21 protein-coding genes are annotated in these 23,499 nt (G+C 64.3%); 15 read left to right on the top strand and 6 right to left on the bottom strand.

The annotated features are described in order from the left end of the window. Window positions 1-107: 107 nt before the first annotated feature. Together ACSU1L_RS01070 and holA are read left to right on the top strand one after the other, a co-directional pair. A complete protein-coding gene (locus ACSU1L_RS01070; RefSeq protein ID WP_439254319.1) occupies window positions 108-1,337 on the top strand; it encodes a M23 family metallopeptidase in 1,230 nt (409 codons plus the stop codon). 71 nt (window positions 1,338-1,408) lie between these two features. Further along, a complete protein-coding gene (gene holA, locus ACSU1L_RS01075; RefSeq protein ID WP_439254321.1) occupies window positions 1,409-2,446 on the top strand; it encodes a DNA polymerase III subunit delta in 1,038 nt (345 codons plus the stop codon). 290 nt (window positions 2,447-2,736) lie between these two features. Here the strand turns inward: holA and rpsT are convergent, their stop codons facing one another. Then, window positions 2,737-2,997: a 30S ribosomal protein S20 gene (rpsT, locus tag ACSU1L_RS01080; protein WP_438255754.1), complete on the bottom strand. Its 261-nt coding sequence runs from the start codon at window positions 2,995-2,997 to the stop codon at window positions 2,737-2,739. A gap of 196 nt (window positions 2,998-3,193) precedes the next feature. Here rpsT and ACSU1L_RS01085 point away from each other — a divergent pair, with 196 nt between their 5' ends. Both ACSU1L_RS01085 and ACSU1L_RS01090 read left to right on the top strand, forming a co-directional pair. Beyond that, window positions 3,194-4,546 carry a GH1 family beta-glucosidase gene (locus ACSU1L_RS01085; RefSeq protein WP_439254322.1) on the top strand — a complete coding sequence of 451 codons (1,353 nt, stop codon included), beginning with the start codon at window positions 3,194-3,196 and terminating at the stop codon, window positions 4,544-4,546. Then, window positions 4,543-5,805: an MFS transporter gene (locus ACSU1L_RS01090; protein WP_439254323.1), complete on the top strand. Its 1,263-nt coding sequence runs from the start codon at window positions 4,543-4,545 to the stop codon at window positions 5,803-5,805. Before ACSU1L_RS01085 ends, ACSU1L_RS01090 begins: the two co-directional genes overlap by 4 nt. On the opposite strand, the gene ACSU1L_RS01095 is transcribed toward ACSU1L_RS01090, so the two are convergent. The 5 genes from ACSU1L_RS01095 to ACSU1L_RS01115 form a co-directional block, all read right to left on the bottom strand. Continuing rightward, entirely contained in the window at window positions 5,744-6,478 is a 735-nt protein-coding gene (locus tag ACSU1L_RS01095) for an alpha/beta fold hydrolase (RefSeq protein WP_438255757.1), read from the bottom strand. The two genes, ACSU1L_RS01090 and ACSU1L_RS01095, sit on opposite strands and share 62 nt — an antisense overlap. Window positions 6,479-6,569: 91 nt before the next feature. Beyond that, window positions 6,570-8,285, bottom strand: coding sequence for an ABC transporter family substrate-binding protein (locus ACSU1L_RS01100; protein ID WP_439254325.1), 1,716 nt, complete (start codon window positions 8,283-8,285; stop codon window positions 6,570-6,572). Between the two features lie 131 nt (window positions 8,286-8,416). Beyond that, entirely contained in the window at window positions 8,417-10,345 is a 1,929-nt protein-coding gene (locus ACSU1L_RS01105; RefSeq protein WP_439254326.1) for an ABC transporter ATP-binding protein, read from the bottom strand. Continuing rightward, window positions 10,342-11,241, bottom strand: a complete 900-nt coding sequence (locus ACSU1L_RS01110; RefSeq protein WP_439254327.1) for an ABC transporter permease — start codon at window positions 11,239-11,241, stop codon at window positions 10,342-10,344. The genes ACSU1L_RS01105 and ACSU1L_RS01110 overlap by 4 nt, the downstream gene beginning before the upstream one ends. A gap of 2 nt (window positions 11,242-11,243) precedes the next feature. Further along, window positions 11,244-12,227 (bottom strand): ABC transporter permease, encoded by a 984-nt coding sequence (locus ACSU1L_RS01115; protein WP_439254329.1) that lies wholly within the window; start codon window positions 12,225-12,227, stop codon window positions 11,244-11,246. A gap of 235 nt (window positions 12,228-12,462) precedes the next feature. Between ACSU1L_RS01115 and lepA the strand changes: the two genes are divergently transcribed. From lepA to era, 11 genes are all read left to right on the top strand, one after another. Next, the gene (gene lepA / locus ACSU1L_RS01120; protein WP_439254331.1) at window positions 12,463-14,313 is read left to right on the top strand and encodes a translation elongation factor 4; all 1,851 of its coding nucleotides are present in this window, start codon (window positions 12,463-12,465) and stop codon (window positions 14,311-14,313) included. A gap of 63 nt (window positions 14,314-14,376) precedes the next feature. Next, window positions 14,377-15,030, top strand: a complete 654-nt coding sequence (locus ACSU1L_RS01125) for a DUF1990 family protein (RefSeq protein ID WP_438255763.1) — start codon at window positions 14,377-14,379, stop codon at window positions 15,028-15,030. Next, window positions 15,030-16,268, top strand: a complete 1,239-nt coding sequence (hemW, locus tag ACSU1L_RS01130; RefSeq protein ID WP_439254333.1) for a radical SAM family heme chaperone HemW — start codon at window positions 15,030-15,032, stop codon at window positions 16,266-16,268. Before ACSU1L_RS01125 ends, hemW begins: the two co-directional genes overlap by 1 nt. Window positions 16,269-16,340: 72 nt before the next feature. Beyond that, complete coding sequence (gene hrcA / locus ACSU1L_RS01135; RefSeq protein WP_438255765.1) at window positions 16,341-17,375, top strand: heat-inducible transcriptional repressor HrcA; 1,035 nt, start codon at window positions 16,341-16,343, stop codon at window positions 17,373-17,375. Window positions 17,376-17,407: 32 nt separating this feature from the next. Beyond that, the gene (gene dnaJ, locus ACSU1L_RS01140; protein WP_438255766.1) at window positions 17,408-18,520 is read left to right on the top strand and encodes a molecular chaperone DnaJ; all 1,113 of its coding nucleotides are present in this window, start codon (window positions 17,408-17,410) and stop codon (window positions 18,518-18,520) included. Window positions 18,521-18,546: 26 nt separating this feature from the next. Beyond that, entirely contained in the window at window positions 18,547-19,275 is a 729-nt protein-coding gene (locus ACSU1L_RS01145; protein WP_438255767.1) for a 16S rRNA (uracil(1498)-N(3))-methyltransferase, read from the top strand. Window positions 19,276-19,338: 63 nt separating this feature from the next. Then, a complete protein-coding gene (locus tag ACSU1L_RS01150; protein ID WP_439254334.1) occupies window positions 19,339-19,686 on the top strand; it encodes an HIT domain-containing protein in 348 nt (115 codons plus the stop codon). Window positions 19,687-19,735: 49 nt separating this feature from the next. Continuing rightward, window positions 19,736-20,764: a PhoH family protein gene (locus ACSU1L_RS01155; protein ID WP_438255794.1), complete on the top strand. Its 1,029-nt coding sequence runs from the start codon at window positions 19,736-19,738 to the stop codon at window positions 20,762-20,764. Continuing rightward, the gene (gene ybeY, locus ACSU1L_RS01160; RefSeq protein WP_438255795.1) at window positions 20,758-21,216 is read left to right on the top strand and encodes an rRNA maturation RNase YbeY; all 459 of its coding nucleotides are present in this window, start codon (window positions 20,758-20,760) and stop codon (window positions 21,214-21,216) included. The genes ACSU1L_RS01155 and ybeY overlap by 7 nt, the downstream gene beginning before the upstream one ends. Further along, entirely contained in the window at window positions 21,216-22,493 is a 1,278-nt protein-coding gene (locus ACSU1L_RS01165) for a hemolysin family protein (protein WP_439254336.1), read from the top strand. Before ybeY ends, ACSU1L_RS01165 begins: the two co-directional genes overlap by 1 nt. Further along, entirely contained in the window at window positions 22,486-23,382 is an 897-nt protein-coding gene (era, locus tag ACSU1L_RS01170) for a GTPase Era (RefSeq protein WP_439254337.1), read from the top strand. The genes ACSU1L_RS01165 and era overlap by 8 nt, the downstream gene beginning before the upstream one ends. Window positions 23,383-23,499: the final 117 nt, after the last annotated feature.

Raw genomic sequence — 23,499 nt, forward strand, 5'->3', positions numbered from 1 at the left:
GGCTTGTATCATCCGTCCGAAGCGCTCAGGATGGATGCGGGGGAAGAATGCAAGCCGGTGAATCAGATCGAGATGCGAGCGCTACGCGCACCCGTGTGAAACGGTGGATGCGCGTCTCTTACGCGTGCATGGCTACGGCCGCGCTGGCTGTCGCGACAATCGGAGCGGGTACGCACCTCGGCTCACGCAACGAGAACCCTCCGCAGGCTGCTGCCTCGAGCACAGAACACGATGTGTCAGACCACATCGAGGCTCCGGAGTCGCACACCGCGGGATTCTCCGAGGTGGCGAAACGGTTTGCTGAGAGCGCCCTCGCCGAGGCGTCAGTTCGCTCGGCAAGCGTCTACTCGGCGACGACGATGGAAGAGCTCGCCGAGAAGAGTCGAGCGGCCCGGGAAGCTCTCATCCGGTCGGCCATCGAATCTGGTATGAATGTCGACCTCTCACGGTTCCCGGATGCTGCTGCGATGTCGTCCATCGGCGAGTTCATCTGGCCGGTCGCGAACGCCAGGATCTCGGACCACTTCGGCGCGCGAGGCGGGCGGCACCAAGGCATGGACCTCGCCGCCGCGGGCGGAACACCGATCACGGCTGCGTCGCCCGGAATCGTCGTGCTCTCCAGCGAGTCGCATTACGGCTACGGTGTCGCCGTCATCATCCAACACATCAACGGCGTGCAGACGCTCTACGGGCACTTGACCCACGGCAGCCGCGCCGTCAAAGAAGGCGACTGGGTAGAAGCCGGGGATCCGATTGGCCTCGTGGGGAACACCGGCCACAGCTTCGGTGATCACCTGCACTTCGAAGTGCGGGTCAACGGTACGGCCGTCGATCCACGCCGCTACCTCGATGGCGCAGGGGATCCCGTCGTGGTTGCACCGTGGACTCCGATCACGGGTGGCACGCCAGCGCAGGTTCCGGAGCCTCCGAAGCCGGAGCAGCCGGCGAAGCCGACGTCCACACCGACACCGACACCGACGCCGACACCAACACCGACACCGACACCGACGGGCACTCCGACGCCGACGGGCCCGCCAGGCACTCCGACACCGACTCCGGATCCGACGCCGACGGACCCGCCAGGCACGCCGACACCGACACCGACGAACCCGCCAGGCACGCCGACACCGACTCCAGATCCCACGCCCACGGACCCGCCGTCCACGCCGGAGCCCACGGATCCTCCGGCGGCACCGGAGCCCACGCAACCTCCATCTGCACCGGAGCCCACAGCCCCTCCGGCCGCGCCGGAACCTCCGGCACCGCCGGCTCCGACGCAGGAGCCATCGGAGCCGCCCAGCACGCCTGAGCCATCGACGTCTGCCGCGCCCGAGTAATCCGCGAAAGCACTGCTGCACCCTGCCCGGACAGCACCGAGGATGTCCCCAACCCCGGGTAGGCTCGGAACATGGCCGCTCCTCGTTCCTCAGCTCGTGGTGGCGCGAAGGCAACGAAAGTCCCGCAGGTGTCTTGGCGCGAACCGCGACCAGCGCCGATCGTGCTGGTTTCGGGGCCGGAAGAGGTGTGCGCTGAGCGCGCCATCGCCGGCATCCGTGACTACCTGCGCGTCGAAGACCCGGCATTGGAAGTCAGCGACGTTCGCGCGGACGACTACGCCCCGGGCACGCTGCTGGCGCTCACCTCGCCGTCGCTGTTTGGCGAGCCGCGACTGGTTCGGGTGGCCGGCGTGGAGAAGTGCTCGGATGCTTTTCTGCAGGAGGCGGTGTCGTACCTCAGCAACCCGCAGGAGGGCGCGACGGTGCTGCTCCGGCACACCGGTGCGAGTGTCCGCGGGAAGAAGCTTCTTGACGCACTGCGTTCTGGCACGGGCGGCGGCATCGAGATCGCCTGCCCGACGATCAAACGAGACAGCGATCGGGTTGATTTCGCCGCCGGGGAATTCACCGCGGCCCGGCGCCGCATTGCCCCGCAGGCTCTGCGCGCCCTGGTCTCAGCGTTCGCTGACGACCTCACAGAACTTGCTTCTGCATGTCAGCAGCTGATTCGCGATGTCGAGGGAGACGTCAGCGAAGACACGGTCACCAAGTACTACGGCGGGCGGGTCGAGGTATCGGCGTTCGTCGTCGCCGACACGGCGATCGCGGGCCGGTACGGCGAGGCACTGGTCGCTCTGCGCCACGCGCTGGATTCCGGTGCCGATCCGGTGCCGATGGTTGCCGCCTTCGCCATGAAGCTGCGCACGATGGCCCGCGTGGCCGGTCAGCGCGAGCCGAGCCGCAGCCTCGCACAGCGGCTGGGAATGAAGGACTGGCAGGTGGATCGAGCCCGCCGCGACCTCAGCGGGTGGAATGAGCGGTCTCTTGGCCTCGCCATCCAGGCGACGGCGAGGGCGGATGCCGAGGTCAAGGGTGCTGCCCGCGACCCGATCTTCGCGCTGGAGCGCATGGTCACCGTCATTGCGACGAGAGCCCCGTTCGGCGAGTAGTCGCCCCACCCGGTCGCCCCGGAACTCTTCCGCGCTGCACACTTGCAGTGCCGATGCACGGATGCAGGGGCATCCATCGGCGTTTCGCCCTGCATCCGTACGATCGCCCTGCATCCGGGCGTGCACGCGGGGAGGGCGCGTCCGGACGCGCACGCGGGAATGGAACGCAAGAAGCCCGCCCCGCGAACGGGACGGGCTTCTCGAAAAGCTTCAGCTCGGCTTGAATCAGCTCGGCTTGAATCAGCTCGGCTTGAATCAGCTCGGCTTGAGTCAGCTCGGCTTGAGTCAGCTCAGAGAGCTGCAACCTGCTTCGCGAGCGAGGACTTGCGGTTAGCAGCCTGGTTCTCGTGCACGACGCCCTTGCTGACGGCCTTGTCGAGCTTCTTCGACGCGAGCTTGAGCGTTGCTTCAGCAGCGGTCTTGTCGCCCTTGGCAATGGCCTCGCGGGCGTTGCGGACGACAGTCTTGAGCTCCGACTTGACAGTCTTGTTGCGAGCCTGAGCCTTCTCGTTGGTCTTGTTGCGCTTGATCTGCGACTTGATGTTTGCCACGCGTGGAAACTTCCGTTCAGTGATGGATGGGATATGTCGAGAGCAGAAGAGGGCTGCTGTTCGACGTTCGTGAGGGATAAACCCACACGCAAGCCAAGAACCAACTCTATCAGGTCTCGGCTGAGTTCATCGCGCGCCGCTCGCACGGTGTCGCTGGATACGGCATGCTGGCGCTAACCGAGCAAAGGGGCTCTTCATGGTGGATGCATTCGGCCGACCGTCAACCCCGCCCGCGGGCCTGCGCTGGTCCGCAGCGACGGCAGCCTTCCAGATCGAGGGTGCGCGTCATGGCGACGGCCGTGGGCGGTCGATCTGGGATGACTTCGTCGATACTCCGGGACAGGTTGTGGATGCCACGACCGCAGAACCCGGACCTGCCAGCTACGAACACTTCGCGGAAGACATCGCGCTGCTGCAGGGGCTCGGCGTGGACCGGTATCGCTTCTCGATCTCGTGGGTTCGCGTGCAGCCGGACGGCCGCGGCAAGCCCGAACCTCGGGGCATCGCATACTACGACCGACTCGTCGACGGTTTACTCGAGGTCGGTATCACGCCCTTTCCGACGCTGTATCACTGGGACTTGCCCGCCACGCTCGAGGCGGACGGCGGCTGGCTCGTCCGCGACACAGCCGAGCGCTTCGCGGAGTACACCGAGATCGTCGCCGCCGCGCTCGGCGATCGGGTGAAGCACTGGTACACGATCAACGAGCCGATCTCGACCGCCCTGCAGGGCTACGCGATCGGTGAGCTGGCTCCAGGTCGGCAGCTGCTGTTCGACGCGCTGCCGGCTGTTCATCACCAGTTGCTCGCGCACGGGCTCGCTACCGGCGTGCTTCGTCAGCACGGAGCGGATGCCGTCGGCATCGTCAACAATCACACCTGGGTGCGTCCGGCCACTGACTCCGAGGCAGATCAGACCGCGGCGCATCTGTACGACCTCATCCACAACCGCCTCTTCGCCGACCCCGTACTGACCGGAAACTATCCAGATCTGCGGCCGTTGGGCGTCGACCTTCCGATACAGGATGGCGACATGGACATCATCGCCACGGCATCCGATTTCTACGGCGTGAATTTCTACAATCCGACCACGATCGCCGCAGCGCCGGCCGATGCACCCGTGCCGTTCGTGCAGGTGCCCACGCCGGGAGTCGCGCACACCGGTTTCGGTGAGCTGTGGCCCATCGACCCAGCTGCTTTGACCGCGTTTCTGACCGAGGCCGCTCGACGCTACGGCGACCGCCTGCCGCCGATCATCATCGGTGAGAACGGCGCCTCATTTCCAGAACCGGATGCGGTGGATGCCCCGATCAGAGATAGCGATCGGGTCGCCTACCTGGCCGGTCACATCGGCGCGGTGGCTGATGCGATCACCCAGGGCGTGCGCATTGAGGAGTACACGGTGTGGAGCCTGCTCGACAACTTCGAATGGGCCGACGGATTCACGCAGCGCTTCGGGCTCGTGCATGTCGACCATGAAACCTCGAAACGCACCCCGAAACGCTCTTATGATTGGTACCGGACGCTGATCGCGGAGAGCCGGCGATGAAGTCGCTGCTGCCCCGTGAGGGAAGAGTCGGTGCAACCTGGCTGAGTCTGTTCGCCGTGGCGTGGTTGGCAGTCTGGACCGTACAGCTCACCCCGGTGCAATTGCTGCTTCCGCTGCAATTGGATACCCCGGGCGCCGAGAGCGATTGGATCACCGGCGTCATCTGGTCGGGGCTGATCCTCTCGGTCGGCGGAATGGCGGGGGTTTTCGCCGGACCGCTGGCCGGGATGCTGTCCGACCGCACAGAATCCCGGTGGGGAAGACGCCGGCCCTGGGCGATCGGCGGCTCCACACTCGCCGCGGTTTCACTGCTGCTGACGGGGGCGGCAACGGAGCCGCTCGCTGTCGGCGCAGCCTGGGTGGGAGTCTCGATCGGGGTCGCTGTGTTGTCTGCGGCCCTGACCGCCATGATTGCCGATCAGGTTTTCGTGCAGCGGGGCACAGCATCCGCCCTCGTGAGCTCCGCCCAAGCGGTCGGAATCGTGGTCGGTGTCGGTGCCGTGGTGCTGCTGGGACTCAGCATCGGTGCCAGCTACCTTCTGCTGGCCGGCATCATCCTCATCGTCGGGGTGGGAACGGCGATTTTGCTGCCTGACCCCGTTGTCGCTCACCGGAAGCGAGACAGCACCGAGAGTGTACGTGATCGGCTCGGTGCACTGCAGGACAGGAATTTCGTGTGGGTGCTGGTGAGCCGGTTCACAGTCAACCTCGGTAACGCGCTCGGAACGGCGTTGCTGTTGTTCTTCCTGCTCTATGGAGTCGGTTCTCCGGCCGAGAGCGCAGAGGATGATCTGTTGGTGCTCATCGTGATCTACACCATCTTCGTGGTCGCAGCATCCCTCATTGCCGGATCCATCTCCGACCGAACCGGCAAGCGCAAATCGATCGTGCTCATCGCGGCGCTCATTCAAGCGCTCTCAGCCGTCATGATCCTGATCTCTCCGACGTTCATCGGAACCGCGATAGCGGCCGGTGTGATGGGTGTGGGGTACGGCGCCTATATGGCGGTGAGTCTCGCGCTGGCCACGGATCTGCTTCCGCGCGTCGAACACCATGCCCGCGATGTCGGTGTGGTGAATGTCTCGGCGAGCCTCGGACAGCTGTTGGGGCCGCTGCTGGGCGCAGGACTGGTCGCGGTCGTCGGCGGTTTCTGGCTACTGTTCCTGATCGCCGGAATCCTGTCAGCGGTGGGCGCCCTTATGACTGTGGCCGTTCGTCTTTCTGCAGCGTCGCTATTGCCAGATCCAACAGGGCATTGAACACCCGCGGCCGCATCGCGGTTACGAGATGGGATGTGCGCGGGACGACGATCAGCTCGGAATGCGGTGTGAGGCCCTGGAAGAGGCGCTCCTGCATGCGCAGCTGATCGAACTGCCCGTTGATCCACCACAGTGGCATGCGCAGCCGATGCAGGTCGGCGGCCAGATCGAGCGCGCCGAGACTCGCCAGAGCGATGTCCTGCGCATCGAAGGCATAGCCGCCGGCAGCGAAGTCGGCGCGCGTATCGCGGGGGAGCGTCGCCTGAAGAACCCGGTTCGTCAGCCACATGCCCTGATCGGGGAGCGCATTGAACGTCCGTGCGAGGGTGCGATAGGTTGTCAGCCCGACACCGCGGGGGAAAGCGGTGCAGGACGCCCCGATGAATCCGGCGACCGGCGGCGCAGATGCGTCTCCGGCGTACGCAATCGAGAGCAGGCCACCCATCGAATGCCCCACGAGCAGCACCGGCCCGCGGCCGGCCGAATCCTGCACAGCCTCATCGATCGCGGACAGTGCACCGGTGAGGGTGAATGTCTCGGCCATGCGCGTACCGTGCCCGGGCAGCTCGACCGCTGTGGCCTCGATATCGCGTTCAGCGAGATGCGCGAGCTGCGAACGCCACATCGTTTGCGACGTGCGGATGCCATGCACGAGGACAACCTGGATGCTCACGCCTCCAGCATAAAGAAAGCGGGGCCGGTGGAAAACCACCGACCCCGCTTCGCGGCCGCCCCTTCGAGAATCTCAGGGAACGGCTAGGGGATTACTTCTCCCAGCCCACGTTCTCTACGGGCTGGACGCCGAAGCCATCCAGGCCCACGTAGGGCTCAGGGGTGAGGTTAGCAAGACCGGTCTTGACAGCCGAGATCGACGGACCGTTGTAGAGCGGGATCAGGCCCCACTCCTGGAAGATCTCTGCCTCGAGCTTCATGGCCGCAGCCGTCTGCTCGTCGGCGGTCGGAAGCGACTCGACCTCTTCGTGGATGCGCTCGTCCATCTCAGGCGTCTGGACGCCCGAGAGGTTCAGGCCCATGTCCATGCAGTACAGCTGGCAGAACCAGGCAGCACCGAACGGGTCAGAGGAGGTGAAGCGCAGCGACGCGATGTCCCAGTTCTTCGACACGTAGTCGTTGGAGAAATCGGTCGAGGGGCGAACCTCGATCTGGACGTCGATGCCGACAGCCTTCTGCTGCGCCTGAAGTGCCTTGGCGAGTGCTTCGGTCGTCGGGTCATCGCCGAAGATCGGGTACACGACGGAGAGCTTTTCGCCATCCTTCTCGCGGATGCCGTCTTCGCCCTCGGTCCAGCCAGCTTCGTCAAGAAGCTCCTTGGCGGCGTCGGGGTTGTACTCCCAGCCGGCCTCGGCAAGAGCGTTGGAGTAGCCAGGCTGGAACGGGAACAGCGTGAACGAGCCGGCCGGCTCCTCCTCGTAGTCCAGACCGTTCCAGGCGATCTCCTTCTGCTGGTCGATGTTGACAGCCTTGAAGAACGCCTCACGGACCTTGACGTCTTCGAACTGCGGCTTGTCAGCGTCGATCTCGAGCAGAGTGTTCGCGGTCTGCGTGGAACGGTAGATCGTGATGTCTTCCATGTCCTTGACCTGCTCCATGCGGTCCTTGGTGCCCACGCCGACCATGTCGATCTCATCAGCCTTGAAGGCGTTGATCGAGGCGGAGGCTTCCATCGCCTGGAAGGAAACGCGGTCGAGGAGCGGCTCGTTGCCCCACCACAGCTCGTTCGGAACGAACGAGATGTACTGCGAGTTCTTGTCGAACTCCTCGATCTTGTACGGGCCGGCGCCCCACTCGGGGTGCGGCTCGCCGATCAGAGCCTCGTTGAAGGTGGTCGGGTCTGCCAGTGCGGGGTGCAGGACACCCGTCAGGAAGGGCATCTCCGGCCAGGCGAAGATGCCGTCGAAGGTGACGATCGCGGTCTTCGCGCTGTCGCCCTGCTCGACCGACTTGATGGCCTTGTAGCCATCAGTGGCGTTCGGGACGAAGCCCTCGTCGATGGAACGGTTGGCCTTCCACGTGGCGTCGATGGCAGTCCAGTCCATGTCGGTGCCGTCGTTCCAGTGCGCTTCATCCGTGAAGGTGAAGGTGATCTGGGTGTTGCCGTCGACCTCGTCGATGCTCCACTCGTCGAGGTAGGCATCGTTCTTGTACGGGGTGCCGTCGGCCTCCTGCAGCATGACCTGCGGCATGTACCACGCGGCAACGCGGGCAGTGTCCGCAGAACCATCGCCGTGGAAGGCGTTCATCTGCTCGGGGATCTCGTTGATCGGGAACCGCGCTTCGCCGCCCTTGGCAAGGTTCTCGCGGTCCTGCGGGTTGTAATCCGCGGACTTGGTCTCAACGGGGGCTGCGTCTTTGTCGCCGCCGTCACCCTTGTTGTTTCCGGTGTCGGCTGCACAGCCCGAGAGGGCAAGTGCGAGGGCTCCGCTGAATGCGAGCGCCCCCATCAGCTTGTACTGCTTCATGGTGCTCCTTTCGCCTTTCGGCGTGTCATAAGGCGAGAATAGTTCGCACACCGCCCGAATTCCCCCGCGCACAGTGAATCGCGCTTAACTGTTATCGGACAGTGACCGACTGTTACCTGCCGGTAACAGTCTCAGCGCGTAACAGGCTCAGCCTGCATCGTTTCCGGGTTGAAGATGAGACGTTCACGAGTGCGCTCGATGTCGGGATTCGGCACGGGAATCGCCGATAGCAGCGCCTTGGTGTACGGATGCTGCGGGTTCTCGAAGATCGTCTCAACGTCGCCGTGCTCGACGAAATCACCGAGGTACATGACGGCGACCCGGTCGGCGATGTGACGAATCACGGAGAGATCGTGAGCCACGAACAGGTATGACAGCCCGAGCTTCACCTTCAGCTCATCGAGCAGGTTGATGACGCCGGCCTGGATCGATACATCGAGCGCCGAGACCGGCTCGTCGAGCACGATGATCTTCGGATTGGTCGACATCGCCCGGGCGATGCCGATGCGCTGGCGCTGACCGCCGGAGAAGGCACCCGGGAATCGGTCGATGTGAGCAGGGTTGAGCCCCACCAGGTCCATGAGCTCCTGAACGCGGCGGTGCACCTCGGCCTTGGGAGTACCGATGGCACGCAGCGGCTCGGCGATCACATCGGAGACCGTCATACGCGGATCGAGCGCACCCATCGGGTCTTGGAAGACGATCTGGATGTCGCGACGCACTTGGCGCTCGATGGAACGACTGGTGATGTCGTTGACGCTGGTGCCGTTGATGATGATGTCGCCGTCGTTCTGCTTGACGAGATCCATGATCTGCAGCAGCGTCGTCGTCTTGCCGGATCCGGATTCGCCGACGATGGCCATTGTCTCGCCCTCGCGCACGTCGAATGTGACGTTCTTGACGGCATGCACCTCGCCGACCTTGCGCTTGAAGAAAGCGCCCTTCATGAGCGGGAACGACTTGTTCAGGTTGCGCACTTCCAGCGTGATGGGGCGCTGCTCGCGCGGAGTGCGGGTCAGGTCACTCTCCGGGATCTCCGGCACCGGGTAGACGGGAAGACCTCCGATGAGGCCGCCGTCCTCGATCTCATGAGCGCGGATGCAGGCAGCCTGATGCGAGGCACCGGTTCCGGTCTGCACCGCGACGAGGTCGGGCTCGCGTGTGAGGCAGGCGTCCATCACGATCGGGCAGCGGTTCGCGAACGGGCACGCGTCGGGGAGGTTGATCAGCAGGGGAGGGTTGCCCTTGATGGGAACGAGCGGTTCCTTCTCGGACTTGTCGACGCGCGGGATGGCGCCGAGAAGCCCGATCGAATACGGCATCCGGGTGTGGTGGAAGAGCTCACTCACGGGGGCATGCTCGATGGGGCGACCCGCGTACATAACCATGACGTCATCGGCCATACGCGCAACAACACCCATGTCGTGGGTGATCATGATCGTGGCGGCGCCGGTCTCGTCCTGCGCCTTCTCGATGAGGTCGAGGATCTGCGCCTGGATGGTCACATCGAGTGCCGTGGTCGGCTCATCCGCGATGATCAGCTTCGGGTTGTTGGCCATCGCGATCGCGATCACGACGCGCTGACGCATTCCGCCGGAGAACTCGTGCGGGAAGCCCTTCATACGCTTCTCCGGCTGCGGAATGCCGACCAGGTTGAGCAGCTCGATCGAGCGGTCCCACGCCTGCTTCTTGGACAGACCGCGGTGCACTGTGAGCGCTTCGATCAGCTGATCACCGATCGTGAACACGGGAGTAAGCGAGGTCAGCGGGTCCTGGAAGATCATCGCGAGGCCGTTGCCGCGGAGGACCGACATCTGCTTGTCGTTCTTGCCGAGCAGTTCCTCACCGTCGTAGATGATCGAGCCGGAGACACGGGCGTTCTCATCGAGCAGGCCCATGATAGCGAGAGAGGTGACCGACTTGCCCGAGCCGGACTCGCCGACGATGCCGAGAGTCTTGCCCGCTTCGAGGTCGAAGGAAACACCACGCACGGCGTCGACGCGACCTGCCTCCGAGGCGAAGCTGACGTTCAGATCACGTACTGAGATGATGGCGCTCATGCTTGTCCTCCGGCTGCCGAGGTGGGATCGAGGGCGTCGCGCAGTCCGTCGGCGACCAGGGACATCGAGACGGTGAGCATGGTCAGCGCAGCGGCTGGGAAATAGAACAGCCAGGGCGCGCTGGTGATCGTGCTCGCTCCGGATCCGATGAGGGAGCCGAGCGAGACATCCGGGATCTTCACGCCGAAGCCGATGAAGGACAAGCCAGTCTCAGCCATCACCGCACCGACGATGCCGAGCGTGAAGTTGATGACGAGGAGCGAACCGATATTCGGCAGCAGGTGCCGCATGACGATGGTCATGCCGCCCACTCCCATGTATCGAGCAGCATGCACATACTCGCGTTCGCGCAGTGACAGTGCTGTTGTCCACACGACGCGCGCGGGGAAGTACCAGCCGACCACGAAGATCATGATCAGGGCGATGATTCGCCAGTCGCCGCCGGAACGGTTCGACAGCAGCGAGAGGATCAGGAAGCTCGGGATCACCATCATGAAGTGGATGACAGTCAGCGTGATCTTCTCGGTGCGACCGCCGAAGTACGCGGCAGCGGTGCCGATGATGGCCGACAGGATAGTGGTTCCCAGCGAAACACTCACGGCGATCATCAGCGAACGCTGCAGTCCGACGGCGACCTGGGCGAAGGTGTCGTTACCGGACGCGGTCGTGCCGAACCAGTGGTCCGCGGATGGGCCTTCGCTCAGCGCGAGGAAGTCGAGTTCGACGTGATCGAACTTCGCGATCAGCGGTCCGATGATCGCGAACAGCACGAGCAGGATGAAGATGACGATGCCGGCGACTGCCGGCTTGTTGCGCATGAACCGCCGCGTGTACAGCGTCCACTTCGACATCGGCCTCGTCGTGACGACGGCAGTATCGGTTGCGGTGTTTGCCATGATCAGTTCACCCTCACTCGCGGGTCAAGGACGACGACCACGATGTCGGAGAGGATCGCTCCGAGTGCGGTCAAAAGTCCGGCGAAGGCGGCGATGGCCACCACGCCGTTGATGTCACTCTTCGTGATCGTCTCGATGAAGTACTCACCCATACCGTTCCAAGCGAAGATCTGCTCGGTGAGGATAGCGCCGGTGAACACACCGGGGATGCTGAACGCGACCTGCGTTGCGACCGGGATGAGCGAGGTGCGCAGGGCGTGCTTGCGGATAGCCTGCGGCTTGGTCAGTCCCTTGGCACGGGCGGTGCGGACGTAATCGGCGTTGATGTTGTCCAGCAGCAGGGAGCGCTGCAGGAAGTGCGTACCTGCGTACCCGGTGATGACCAAAGCGATCGTGGGCAGTGTGACGTGCTGGAGCTTGTCTAAGAGCACCGGGAAGAAGCCCTCGACCCCCTTGCTGGATGCTCCGGTCACGTAGAAGATGCGGACGCCGACGAGGTCGTTCAGCGCGATCGCCAGCAGCACGATGCCGAGGGCTGCGACGATGATGTTGATGTTCATCGTGATGATCGAGGTCGCCTGGCCGATGCGGTCGGCGAGCTTGTACTGGCGCGAAGCGGTGTAGACACCAAGAGCGATGCCGAGCACGGTCATGATCACGGTTGCACCGAGCACCAGTTCAGCGCTGACCCACATGCGATAAGCGACCTGCTCATTGACCGAACCGCCGGTGGGGCTCACGCCCCAGTCCCAGCGGAACAGGATTCCGCTGAACCAGTTCCACCACCGTTCCCAGATGGGTACGGAATCGCTGAGGTTTCGTGGTTCCAGGAGGTTGACGATCTGCTCTTCACTGAGCGGTGGGCGTCGACCGACGAAGTTGTTCCGTGGGTTGAGGAAACCCCAAGCCAGGAAGAACGTCATGTTGGTCGCGATCACGATCATCAACAGCCAGCCGAAAGTACGGCGCAGGAGATACTTGATCAAGGTTTTGTCTTTCTCTTTGCAGGCGCGCTCGGGATCTGCCGACGGTGCGCTGAGTCGAAGTAGTCAAACATCTTCAACTCGTTTGTGCGACCGATCTCAGTCCTAACGCCTGGGACGGAGTCGGGTTGTGCATGACACCCGGTTCCGCCGAGATCGTGCAGGGCAACCTCGTGAGACTATCATCGCTTGGCGCGAATCGATGATTGTGAGGTGGTCACCGTACAATCATCTGGACATGTCACCACGCGCTCTCACTCCGCTCTCGCCTGCCGCGACGCCGCCTTCGCAGATCCGAAACTTCTGCATCATCGCTCACATCGATCACGGCAAGTCGACCCTCGCTGACCGCATGCTGCAGATCACGGGGGCGGTCTCCGACCGAGACATGCGCGCTCAGTATCTCGACCGCATGGACATCGAGCGCGAGCGTGGCATCACGATCAAGAGCCAGGCCGTGCGGATGCCGTGGTCGGTCGACGGTGAAACCTTCGCTCTGAACATGATCGACACCCCGGGGCACGTCGACTTCACCTATGAGGTCTCGCGCTCTCTTGCCGCGTGCGAGGGCGCGATCCTGCTCGTTGACGCTGCTCAGGGCATTGAAGCCCAGACGCTCGCCAACCTGTACCTGGCGCTGGAGAATGACCTCCACATCATCCCCGTGCTGAACAAGATCGATCTGCCTGCCGCTGATCCAGACAAGTTCGCCAAGGAGCTCGCCGACCTGATCGGCGGGCGTCCCGAGGACGTGCTCCGCGTTTCAGGTAAGACCGGCGTCGGTGTCGAGGAGCTGTTGGAGCGTCTCGTTCAGGAGATCCCGGCTCCGCAGGGTGATGCGGATGCCCCGGCGCGAGCGATGATCTTCGACTCGGTGTACGACTCCTACCGCGGCGTGGTCACCTATGTGCGCATGATCGACGGGACACTGTCCCCGCGTGAGCGCATTCAGATGATGTCGACGCACGCCCATCATGAACTGCTCGAGATCGGTGTCTCCAGCCCCGAACCGATTCCGTCGCAGGGCCTCGGCGTCGGCGAGGTGGGCTACCTGATCACCGGTGTGAAGGACGTGCGCCTGTCGAAGGTCGGAGACACGGTCACCACCGTGCGCGATGGCGCCACCCAAGCGCTTCCCGGCTACACCGACCCGAAGCCCATGGTCTTCTCCGGCGTGTACCCGATCGATGGCAGTGACTACGAGGATCTGCGCGAGGCGCTGGACAAGCTGAAGCTCTCCGACGCATCGCTGCAGTACGAACCGGAGACGTCGGTGGCCCTCGGCTTCGGCTTCCGGTGCGGATTCCTCGGGCTGCTGCACCTCGAGATCATCACCGAGCGGCTTTCGCGCGAGTTCGATCTCGATCTCATCACCACGGCTCCGAGCGTGATCTACGAGGTCACGACCGATACCGGCGAAACGGTGACGGTCACCAACCCGAGTGAGTACCCGGACGGGCGTGTCGCCTCGGTCGCCGAACCGATGGTGAAGACGGCCATCCTGCTTCCGAAGGACTACGTCGGAACAGTGATGGAGCTGTGCCAGTCACGACGGGGGTCGCTGCTGGGGATGGAGTACTTCTCGGAGGAGCGCGTCGAACTGCGCTACATGATGCCGCTCGGGGAGATCGTGTTCGATTTCTTCGACCATCTGAAGTCGAAGACGCAGGGCTACGCCAGCCTCGATTACGAACCTGCCGGGCAGCAGACGGCAGATCTGGTGAAGGTCGACGTCCTGCTTCAGGGGGACAAGGTCGACGCGTTCAGCGCGATCGTGCACCGGGATAAGGCGTACGCCTACGGCACGCTGATGACCGACCGTCTGCGCAAACTCATCCCTCGCCAGAACTTCGAGGTTCCGATTCAGGCGGCCATCGGCGCACGAATCATCGCCCGAGAGACGATCCGTGCCCTGCGCAAGGACGTGCTCGCCAAGTGCTACGGCGGCGACATCAGCCGTAAGCGCAAACTTCTGGAGAAGCAGAAGGAAGGCAAGAAGCGTATGAAGATGGTCGGTCGTGTCGAGGTCCCGCAGGAGGCGTTCATCGCTGCGCTCTCCGGAGACGTCGAAGGTAAAGAGAAGAAGTAGTGGTGTGCGCTCCCACGGCGAGTGGGGGCGATCACTCAGCTACGCCCAACTAGTCTGGAACTCATGCGGCGCGGGAATTTCCGAGACGAGACGGTTGACTATGCAGCCGTCGGGGCCACCCATGCCCCTGACCTGATGCAGTATCCGCCGGAGCGCAGCATCCCGGCAGAAGCTGCGTGGCGACTGGGCAGCGGCGAAGAGCGCTTCCGTACCGCCGGCGACGCACTTCTTTCCTGGACCGCACAGCGGGCGGCGGGACTCGTGCTCGAGGACGTACGTCCGGCGGCCGGTCCCACCTATGCCGGTGTGAGCTTCGATGCCGACGGAAATCCGGTCGTGCCCAGCAAACGCGAGATCGAGCAGCGTTTCGATGCCGAAGGCACCCCGTATGCCGGCGCTGGCATGACGCTGCGCGTTCGCGGACGCGTCTCTGGGATGCGTGCGGATGCTGAGCTTCGAGTGATCTCGGTCACCGAAGACGCACGGCGGATCGGTTTCGTGCTCGGCACCGTCAGCGGCTCGGTCGTCAGCGGTGAGGAGCTGTTCGAGGTCGAATGGCGCGAAGACAACGATGAGGTGTGGTTCACGGTGCGCGCTTTCGACGCGCCGACTTCCTGGTTGTATCGATTCGTGCCGGGTCTGGTGAAGCGCCGTCGCAAAGAGCTCTTCGCCCGATACCTGCGTGCGATCTCTCCGCTGTACGCGACGCCGCTCTGATGGCCGGACCCCTGCCGCTCGGAGATCCGGCGCCGTCAGACGGCCGACTTCCTGAGGACCTGCCGATCGATGTCGGCGCGCCGTTCTCGGCGTATCTGCATGTGCCGTTCTGTCGGGTGCGCTGCGGTTACTGCGACTTCAACACGTACACCTCGAGTGAACTGCGCGGCGCGAGGCAGGACGAGTACGCCGACACGCTCGGCCTCGAGATTGCGCTGGCCCAGCGGGTGCTGGCGGATGCCGGTGCACTGCGCCCGATGAACACGGTGTTCTTCGGCGGCGGTACGCCCACTCTGCTCCCAGCCGGCGATCTCGCGCGGATGCTGGACGGCGCTGTGGATGCGTTCGGGCTCACCGAAGGCGCCGAGATCACCGTCGAAGCCAACCCCGATACGGTCACTCCCGCGGTCGTGCGCACGCTGGTGGATGCCGGCGTGACCCGGCTCTCGGTGGGCATGCAGTCTGCCGTGCCGCACGTGCTGGCCGCGCTGGATCGCACGCATCAGCCGGAGAACGTCCGCACCGCGGTAGAAGCGGCGCAGGATGCCGGTCTCGCCGTCAGCGTGGATTTGATCTACGGGGCACCGGGGGAGTCCCTCGCCGACTGGGAAGCTTCGCTGGAGGCTGCCGTCGCTCTGGAACCCGATCACATCTCGGCATATGCGCTGATCATCGAGAACGGCACGAAGCTGGCGCGCCAGATCCGCCGAGGTGAAGTGCCCGCGCCCGATGACGACCTGCAGGCGGACATGTACGAGCTCGCAGATTCACGCCTCGCGGCGGCCGGCTTCGAATGGTACGAGCTGAGCAACTGGGCGCGCGCATCGCACGGAGCAGAGTCCGCCGCAGGCAATCGGTCGCGCCACAACCTCGCTTACTGGCGGGGGAGTGACTGGTGGGGCTTTGGCCCCGGTGCGCACAGCCATGTCGCTGGCCTGCGCTGGTGGAACGTCAAGCATCCGGCGGCGTATGCCCAGCGGCTCGCGGCATCCGAATCGCCGGCCGCCGGAACCGAGCGCCCCGATGCCCGGGCGCGGTTGCTGGAGCGGGTTCTTCTTGAGAGCCGGCTCGCCGAGGGCATCGCGGTCGCAGCTATCCCCGAGCAGAACCGCCCACGGGTGGCCGGACTCATCGCCGACGGTCTGGTGGATGCTGCGGCAGCCCTCAAGGGCCGGATTCGACTGACTTTGCGCGGTCGGCTTCTGGCGGATGCCGTGGTTCGCGAGCTCACGGATTAGCGCTGCGGCATCGGCACGGCGGGTTAGAATTGGCACTCTAAGTGTTTGAGTGCCAGAGGGGAGGGTCGGCAGATGGTCTCTGAACGTGGACTTCAGGTCCTCCAAGCGATCGTGCAGGACTATGTGGCCACGCATGAGCCAGTAGGCAGCAAGTCGATCGTCGAACGCCATTCCTTCGGGGTCTCCGCTGCGACGATTCGCAACGACATGGCGCAGCTTGAAGATGAGGATCTCATCGTCGCTCCGCACACCTCGTCAGGGCGGGTGCCCACGGACAAGGGCTACCGGGTCTTTGTGGACCACCTGGCGCAGCTGCGCCCGCTGTCGAACGCGCAGCGCAGCGCCATTGAGACGTTCCTGGCCGACCCCGCAGACCTTGACGATCTGATGGCGCGCACTGTTCGCGTGCTCACCCAGGTGACCGGTCAGGTGGCGCTGGCGCAGTATCCGTCCTTTGCGCGCGCCCATCTCACCCACATCGAGCTCGTCTCCCTTGCCCCGAATCGGCTTCTGGTGATCCTGGTGACGGATGCGGGTGGCGTATCGCAGCGCATCGCTGGACTACCGCTTGATCTTGAGGACGCCGATGTCGCGGTGCTGCGTGCACGACTGTCCGCACTGTTGACCGCGCAATCGGTGCGTGAGGCTACTGATCGTGTTCAGGGGCTGATCGATTCCACCGCAGGTTCCCGCACCGATATCGCGCTGCGCACAGTGGCGGGAATCATCAGCGAAGAGCTTGCGGAGTTCCGACAGGAACGCCTCGTGATGGCGGGGGCGGCAACCCTGGCCAGGCGCGAGCAAGATTTTCGCGGCAGCATCCATCCACTCCTCGAAGCGATCGAAGAGCAGGTGACGCTCCTGCGTCTCATGAGCGAGATGGTGACTGACGAGCACGGTCTCGCGACGAGCATCGGTGCCGAGAATGAACCTTTCGGCTTGCCCGAGGCATCCATTGTCGCGAGCAATTATCTGGCACCCGGCGGCACAGCACGTGTTGGCGTCATGGGGCCAACACGAATGGACTATCCGAGCAATCTCGCCGCAGCACGGGCCGTCGCCCGCTACCTGTCGCGTTTGCTCGACGAAGACGATGCGAGCCGCTGAGGCGGGTCGTTCTCACAGGCAGGAAGGTGATTGTGGCGGACCACTATGAGGTTCTCGGAGTGTCGCAGGATGCGACGACGGACGAGATCAAGAAGGCATATCGCAAGCTCGCTCGGCAGCTGCACCCGGATGTGAACCCGGGAGACGATGCCGCCGAGAAGTTCAAGCTCGTCACGCACGCCTACGACGTGCTCAGCGATGGCGACTCGCGCCGCCGCTACGACATGGGCGGCGGAGACGGCGCTGGTGGTGGCGACTTCGGTGGCTTCGGCGGATTCGGAGACATCTTCGAGACGTTCTTCGGCGGTCAGGGCGGTGGTCGGGGCGCTCGTCCACGATCACGCCGCGAACGCGGGCAGGATGCGCTGGTGCGCGTCACGCTCGAGCTCGGCGACGTCGTGTTCGGTGCGCATCGCGACATCGAGGTAGACACCGCGGTGCTGTGCGAGACCTGCAACGGCTCGTGCACACAGGCCGGCACATCTCCGGTCACCTGCGACATCTGCGGCGGCACCGGTCACGTGCAGCGTCAGGTGCGCAGCCTCCTCGGCAACGTCGTAACGTCACAGCCATGCGGCAGCTGCGAGGGATACGGCACAGTGATCCCGCACCCGTGCGGAACCTGCGCCGGTCAGGGCCGTGTGCGCTCTCGTCGCACGGTGTCTCTGGACATTCCGGCTGGAGTCGAGACCGGGCTGCGTCTGCAGCTGCCGGGATCGGGTGAGGTCGGCAAGGCTGGCGGACCGCACGGAGACCTGTACGTCGAGGTGACTGTCTCACCGCACGCGGCGTTCAGCCGCGACGGGGACGACCTGCTGGCGACGCTCGAGGTGTCGATGGCGGACGCGATTCTCGGTACCGAGACATCGATCGACGGCCTGGATGGCCAGGTCGACCTCGAGATTCGTCCCGGTGTGCAGTCGGGCGACATCTTGACCATCAAGGGCCGGGGGATCACGCCGCTGCGAGGAACTCAGCGCGGCGACCTTCGCGTCGGTGTGCAGGTTGTGACCCCGACGAAGCTCGACTCGGCGCAGCGTGCGATGATCGAGGACTTCGCCAAGAAGCAGAAGTCTCCGTCGCCGCAGCTTGCGCAGTTCCAGCAGGGGCTGTTCTCGAAGTTGCGGGACCGGTTCCGGCACTGATTCGCATTTTCTGAACCGGAGGACACGTGGCTCTGCACTTTCTTGTCGAGGGGTCGTCATCGGTCGCTGTCGGAGAAACAGTCTCTCTGACCGGCGCTGAGGCCAAGCATGCTGCGGTGGTACGACGGCTGCGGGTCGGGGAATCGGTGACGATCGGCGACGGATCCGGCGTGTGGCTGGAAGGCACCGTAACTGACGTGTCCGCGTCACGCGTCGATGTGGACATCGCCGCGCGCACGGAGGCGGAAATCCCGGACGTGCGACTCGTTCTGGTCCAGGCATTGGCGAAGGGCGACCGCGACGAGCTCGCCGTGCAGGCAGCCTGTGAACTCGGCGTCGACGACATCGTGCCGTGGCAGGCATCGCGGAGCATCTCTCGCTGGGAGGGACCGAAGGCAGCAAAGGGGCGCGAGCGCTGGGCGAGCATCGTTCGGGAGGCTGCGAAACAAGCGCATCGTGCCTGGGTGCCGCCGGTCTCGGCGCCGTTGACGACAGCACAGCTCATCGCGCGCGCCGAGGGCAAGCGGATGCTGGTCCTGGATCCGACCGCCACAGTGCGGCTCTCGTCCGTGGCCGCCGATCACCGGGACATTCTGTTGGTCGTCGGCCCGGAAGGCGGCATCTCCCCGGAGGAGCTGCAGAAGTTCGAAGCAGCCGGCGCCGAGCGGGTGCTCCTCGGGAACACGGTGCTGCGCACGTCAACCGCTGGGCCCGCGGCGATCGCTGTACTGTCGGCCGCACTCGGTCGCTGGTGAGGCAGCGCGCCCCTGCAGAGGCGGCTCGGCGACGCCAGCAACTGACGCCAGTAGACTGAGATCATGACGGAACCCTCGATCTTCACCCGTATCCTGGGCGGCGACATTCCCGGCGAGATCATCGCGGAGACTGATCGGCTGTTCGCCATCCGCGACATCGCTCCGCAGGCGCCAGTGCACCTGCTCGTCATCCCCAAGACCGAGCAGTATCGCGACGTCACTGAACTCGCAGCGGGAGATCCCGCGCTGCTCGCCGAACTGACTGCTTTCGCGAAGGATCTTGCCGCCGAGCACTCCGACGGCGATTTTCGACTGGTTTTCAATGTCGGCGCGAACGCCGGCCAGACAGTCTTCCACGTGCACGCGCACATCCTCGCTGGCGGCCTGACGGAGAAGAGCGTCGGTGCCTGAGCCCGAACAGAACAGCGTCACCGAACGCATCTACGCCGACGGCGTCGCGATGGTGCGGGTACTCGGTCCGCAGGATCGCCTGTTGAAGATGCTGGAGCGCCAGCATCCCGATGTTGACGTACTCGTGCGCGGCAATGAGATCACGATCACCGGTGAAGCCGCTCACGTTGCTGCAGCAAAAACTCTGGTGGAGGAACTGCTCACCATGACACGCGACGGTCACGACCTCGTCCCGGGCGACGTCGAGAATTCGGCGCGGATGCTGCGCCAGCAAGACGGCCCCCGTCCCAGCGAGGTGCTCGGCGAAGCAATTCTGTCGACCCGCGGTCGGGTGATCCGCCCGAAGACCGCTGGCCAGAAGAGCTACGTCGATGCGATTGAAGAGAACACCGTGGTGTTCGGTATCGGCCCGGCCGGAACGGGAAAGACCTACCTCGCGATGGCCAAGGCGGTGCAGGCACTGCAGCGCAAAGAGGTCACCCGTATCATCCTCACCCGTCCCGCGGTCGAGGCAGGGGAGCGGCTGGGATTCTTGCCCGGAACGCTCAATGACAAGATCGACCCGTATCTGCGCCCGCTCTACGACGCGCTCAACGAGATGATGGACCCCGAGGTCGTGCCCCGGCTGCTGGCGACCGGCACCATTGAGGTCGCTCCGCTCGCCTACATGCGCGGACGCACGCTCAACGACTCGTTCGTGGTGCTCGATGAGGCACAGAACACCACGCCCGAGCAGATGAAGATGTTCCTGACCAGGCTCGGCTTCGGCACGAAGATGGTCATCACCGGCGACATCACCCAGGTCGATCTGCCGCAGGGCGCATCAGGTCTGCGCCTCGTGACTCGAGTGCTCGACAACATCGACGACATTCATTTCACCCGCCTCACCAGCGCCGATGTCGTGCGTCACTCGCTCGTCGGACGCATCGTCGACGCGTACAGCGAGTACGACGAGCAGCGCGTCGCCGCACGATACGAGCGCGAGCAAGCAGCCGAGTTCGCCAACCGTGCGGAGCGCCGCAGCAACCTGCGTCCCGGTCCGCGCGACCGTTCCCCGAAACGAGGACACTCATCATGATCGAGATCAATAACGAGTCGGAGATCTCCATCGACGAGACCGTCCTGCAGCGCCTGACGGACTTCAACCTCGCCCAGCTGCACGTGAGCCCGGATGCCGAGGTCGCGATCGTCCTCGTCGACGAAGGCGCCATGGAAGCTCTGCACGTGCAGTGGATGGACGAGCCCGGACCCACCGACGTGCTCAGCTTTCCGATGGATGAGCTGCGCCCCGGCACCGAAGAACGTCCGACCCCTCCTGGGCTGCTCGGAGATATCGTGCTGTGCCCCCAGGTTGCGGAGACCCAGGCACAGGCCGCCGGTCACACGCTGATGGACGAGCTGATCCTGCTCACCACGCACGGCCTGCTGCACCTGCTGGGCTTCGACCACGCCGAGCCCGACGAGGAGCGTGAGATGTTTGGACTGCAGAAGGAGCTGATCGTGGCTTTCGCGCATGCTGAACGCGGCTGATGACCGAAATCCTCCTGCTTCTCGCAGCTCTTCTGCTCGTCGCTTTCGGTGGGCTCTCCGCAGCCATCGATGCCGCTTACGGAGTCGTCTCCCGCGCTGATCTTGCCAGTATGGCCAGTGAAGGCCGTAACGCGAAGGCCCTCACCCGCATCGGCGACGATCTCGACGCTCATGTGAACGCGGTCTCCTTCATCCGCGTGCTCGTCGAGGTCACCGCTGCCGTGCTGGTCACCGTCGCGTTCACGGTCCTGTTCGAGAACATCTGGTGGGCGATGATGGCCGCGGCCATCCTGATGACCGGCATCACCTTCGTTCTGGTCGGGGCGAGCCCACGGTCGATCGGCCGACACCACGCGGAGGGGATGATCCGAGGCACGGCATCGATCGTGCGCGGTCTGCGTCTGAGCCTCGGCCCGCTCGCCCAGGGACTCGTCGTGCTCGGCAGCAAGGTCACTCCCGGCACCGGAAGAAGCTCGTTCGCCTCGGAAGACCAGCTACTCAGCATGGTCGACGAGGCCGCGTCCAACGATCTCATCGAAGAGGACGATCGCGATCTGATCCACTCGGTCTTCGACTTCACCGATCAGTTCGTGCGCGCCGTGATGGTGCCGCGCACTGACATGGTGACAGTGGATGCTGAGGCCACCACCGACCAGGCGATGTCACTGTTCCTGAATCGGGGTGTCTCGCGGATACCCGTGGTCGATGACGATGCAGACGACGTCGTCGGTGTGCTGTATCTGAAAGACCTCGTGCAGTTCGCCTATCGCGACGACTCGGCCTGGCGCGCAGCATCCATTCGCCCCATTGCACGACCGGCGACGTTCGTGCCGGAATCGATGCGTGCGGAGACGCTGCTGCAGCAGATGAAGCGCGACGCCGTGCACGTGTGTCTGGTGATCAACGAGCACGGCGGAATCTCCGGACTGGTGACGTTGGAGGATCTCATCGAAGAGCTGGTCGGCGAGATCTCTGACGAGTACGACCAGGCGGCTGCTGAGATCGTCGACCTGGGCGAAGGCCGCTACCGGGTCAGCGCGCGGCTGTCGCTCGACGACGTGGGCGACCTGTTCGACATTGAATTGGAAGACGAGGACGTCGATTCGATCGGTGGCCTGCTCGGCAAAGCTGTCGATCAGGTTCCGCAGCCTGGCGTGACCGCCACCATCGATGGGCTCGTCCTGACCGGTGGAGCATCGCGCGGCCGAGGCCGCGGAATCGCAACTGTATTCGTGGAACGCGCCGCTGGCGCACTAGAGGAGACCGACGATGTCTGAAAAACCCCGTAGCGGATTCGTGACGTTCGTCGGGCGTCCCAACGTCGGCAAATCGACGCTCACCAATGCCCTGGTCGGCGAGAAGATCGCCATCACCAGTGAGAAGCCTCAGACGACCCGGCGTGCGATTCGCGGCATCGTGAACCGCCCGGACGGACAGCTCGTCATCGTCGATACACCGGGCATCCACAAGCCGCGCACCCTGCTGGGCGAACGGCTCAACGACCTCGTGGAGCAGGTTCTGGGCGACGTTGACGTCATCGGATTCTGCGTGCCAGCCACGGAGAAGGTCGGCCCTGGCGACCGGCGCATCGCCGCATCGTTGGACGGTTATGCGCGCGCGAAAAAGGTCGCGATCGTCACCAAGACGGATGCCGCGAGCCGAGACGCGATCACGGAGCGGTTGATGGAAGTCGACTCGCTGCGGGAGGACTGGGCCGCAGTCATCCCGCTGTCAGCCCTGACACGCGAACAGCTCGATGTGCTGACAGACGAGGTTCTCAAGCTGATGCCGAAGGGGCCGGCGCTGTACCCCGAAGGAATCACCACGGATGAATCCGACGAAGATCGCATCGCCGAGATGATCCGTGAGGCCGCACTCGAAGGCGTGCGCGATGAGTTGCCGCACTCGATTGCCATCGTGATCGACGATGTGGCTCCCCGTGAGGGTAGCGACCTCACCGACGTGCACGCGCAGATCGTCGTCGAGCGGGATAGCCAGAAGGCGATCATCATCGGGCACAAGGGCAAGCGTCTCGCAGATGTCGGAAAGCGTGCGCGCGTCGGGATCGAAGAGCTGCTCGGCACGCGCGTCTTCCTGGGGCTGCACGTGAAGGTCGCGAAGGAATGGCAGCGTGACCCGAAGCAGCTGGGCAAGCTCGGCTTCTAGCAGCACGCAGATGGCGCACAGGTGCCCTCGCATCCTGCTAGCATGACCACATGCCTTTCGGCGGACAGCTTCTTCTTAGTTGCCGCGACGAGTCCTAAAGCTAGGGCCTTCCTCGTC

Source organism: Microbacterium sp. A94 (assembly GCF_051842855.1).
Taxonomy (GTDB): Bacteria; Actinomycetota; Actinomycetes; order Actinomycetales; family Microbacteriaceae; genus Microbacterium.

Bases quoted from the DNA above. Each gene is read 5' to 3' on its own strand.
- ACSU1L_RS01070 (WP_439254319.1), top strand. From the start codon at position 108: ATGCGCGTCTCTTACGCGTGCATGGCTACGGCCGCGCTGGCTGTCGCG.
- holA (WP_439254321.1), top strand. From the start codon at position 1,409: ATGGCCGCTCCTCGTTCCTCAGCTCGTGGTGGCGCGAAGGCAACGAAA.
- ACSU1L_RS01085 (WP_439254322.1), top strand. From the start codon at position 3,194: ATGGTGGATGCATTCGGCCGACCGTCAACCCCGCCCGCGGGCCTGCGC.
- ACSU1L_RS01090 (WP_439254323.1), top strand. From the start codon at position 4,543: ATGAAGTCGCTGCTGCCCCGTGAGGGAAGAGTCGGTGCAACCTGGCTG.
- ACSU1L_RS01100 (WP_439254325.1), bottom strand. From the start codon at position 8,285: ATGAAGCAGTACAAGCTGATGGGGGCGCTCGCATTCAGCGGAGCCCTC.
- ACSU1L_RS01105 (WP_439254326.1), bottom strand. From the start codon at position 10,345: ATGAGCGCCATCATCTCAGTACGTGATCTGAACGTCAGCTTCGCCTCG.
- ACSU1L_RS01110 (WP_439254327.1), bottom strand. From the start codon at position 11,241: ATGGCAAACACCGCAACCGATACTGCCGTCGTCACGACGAGGCCGATG.
- lepA (WP_439254331.1), top strand. From the start codon at position 12,463: ATGTCACCACGCGCTCTCACTCCGCTCTCGCCTGCCGCGACGCCGCCT.
- ACSU1L_RS01125 (WP_438255763.1), top strand. From the start codon at position 14,377: ATGCGGCGCGGGAATTTCCGAGACGAGACGGTTGACTATGCAGCCGTC.
- hemW (WP_439254333.1), top strand. From the start codon at position 15,030: ATGGCCGGACCCCTGCCGCTCGGAGATCCGGCGCCGTCAGACGGCCGA.
- hrcA (WP_438255765.1), top strand. From the start codon at position 16,341: ATGGTCTCTGAACGTGGACTTCAGGTCCTCCAAGCGATCGTGCAGGAC.
- ACSU1L_RS01150 (WP_439254334.1), top strand. From the start codon at position 19,339: ATGACGGAACCCTCGATCTTCACCCGTATCCTGGGCGGCGACATTCCC.
- ACSU1L_RS01155 (WP_438255794.1), top strand. From the start codon at position 19,736: ATGGTGCGGGTACTCGGTCCGCAGGATCGCCTGTTGAAGATGCTGGAG.
- ACSU1L_RS01165 (WP_439254336.1), top strand. From the start codon at position 21,216: ATGACCGAAATCCTCCTGCTTCTCGCAGCTCTTCTGCTCGTCGCTTTC.
- era (WP_439254337.1), top strand. From the start codon at position 22,486: ATGTCTGAAAAACCCCGTAGCGGATTCGTGACGTTCGTCGGGCGTCCC.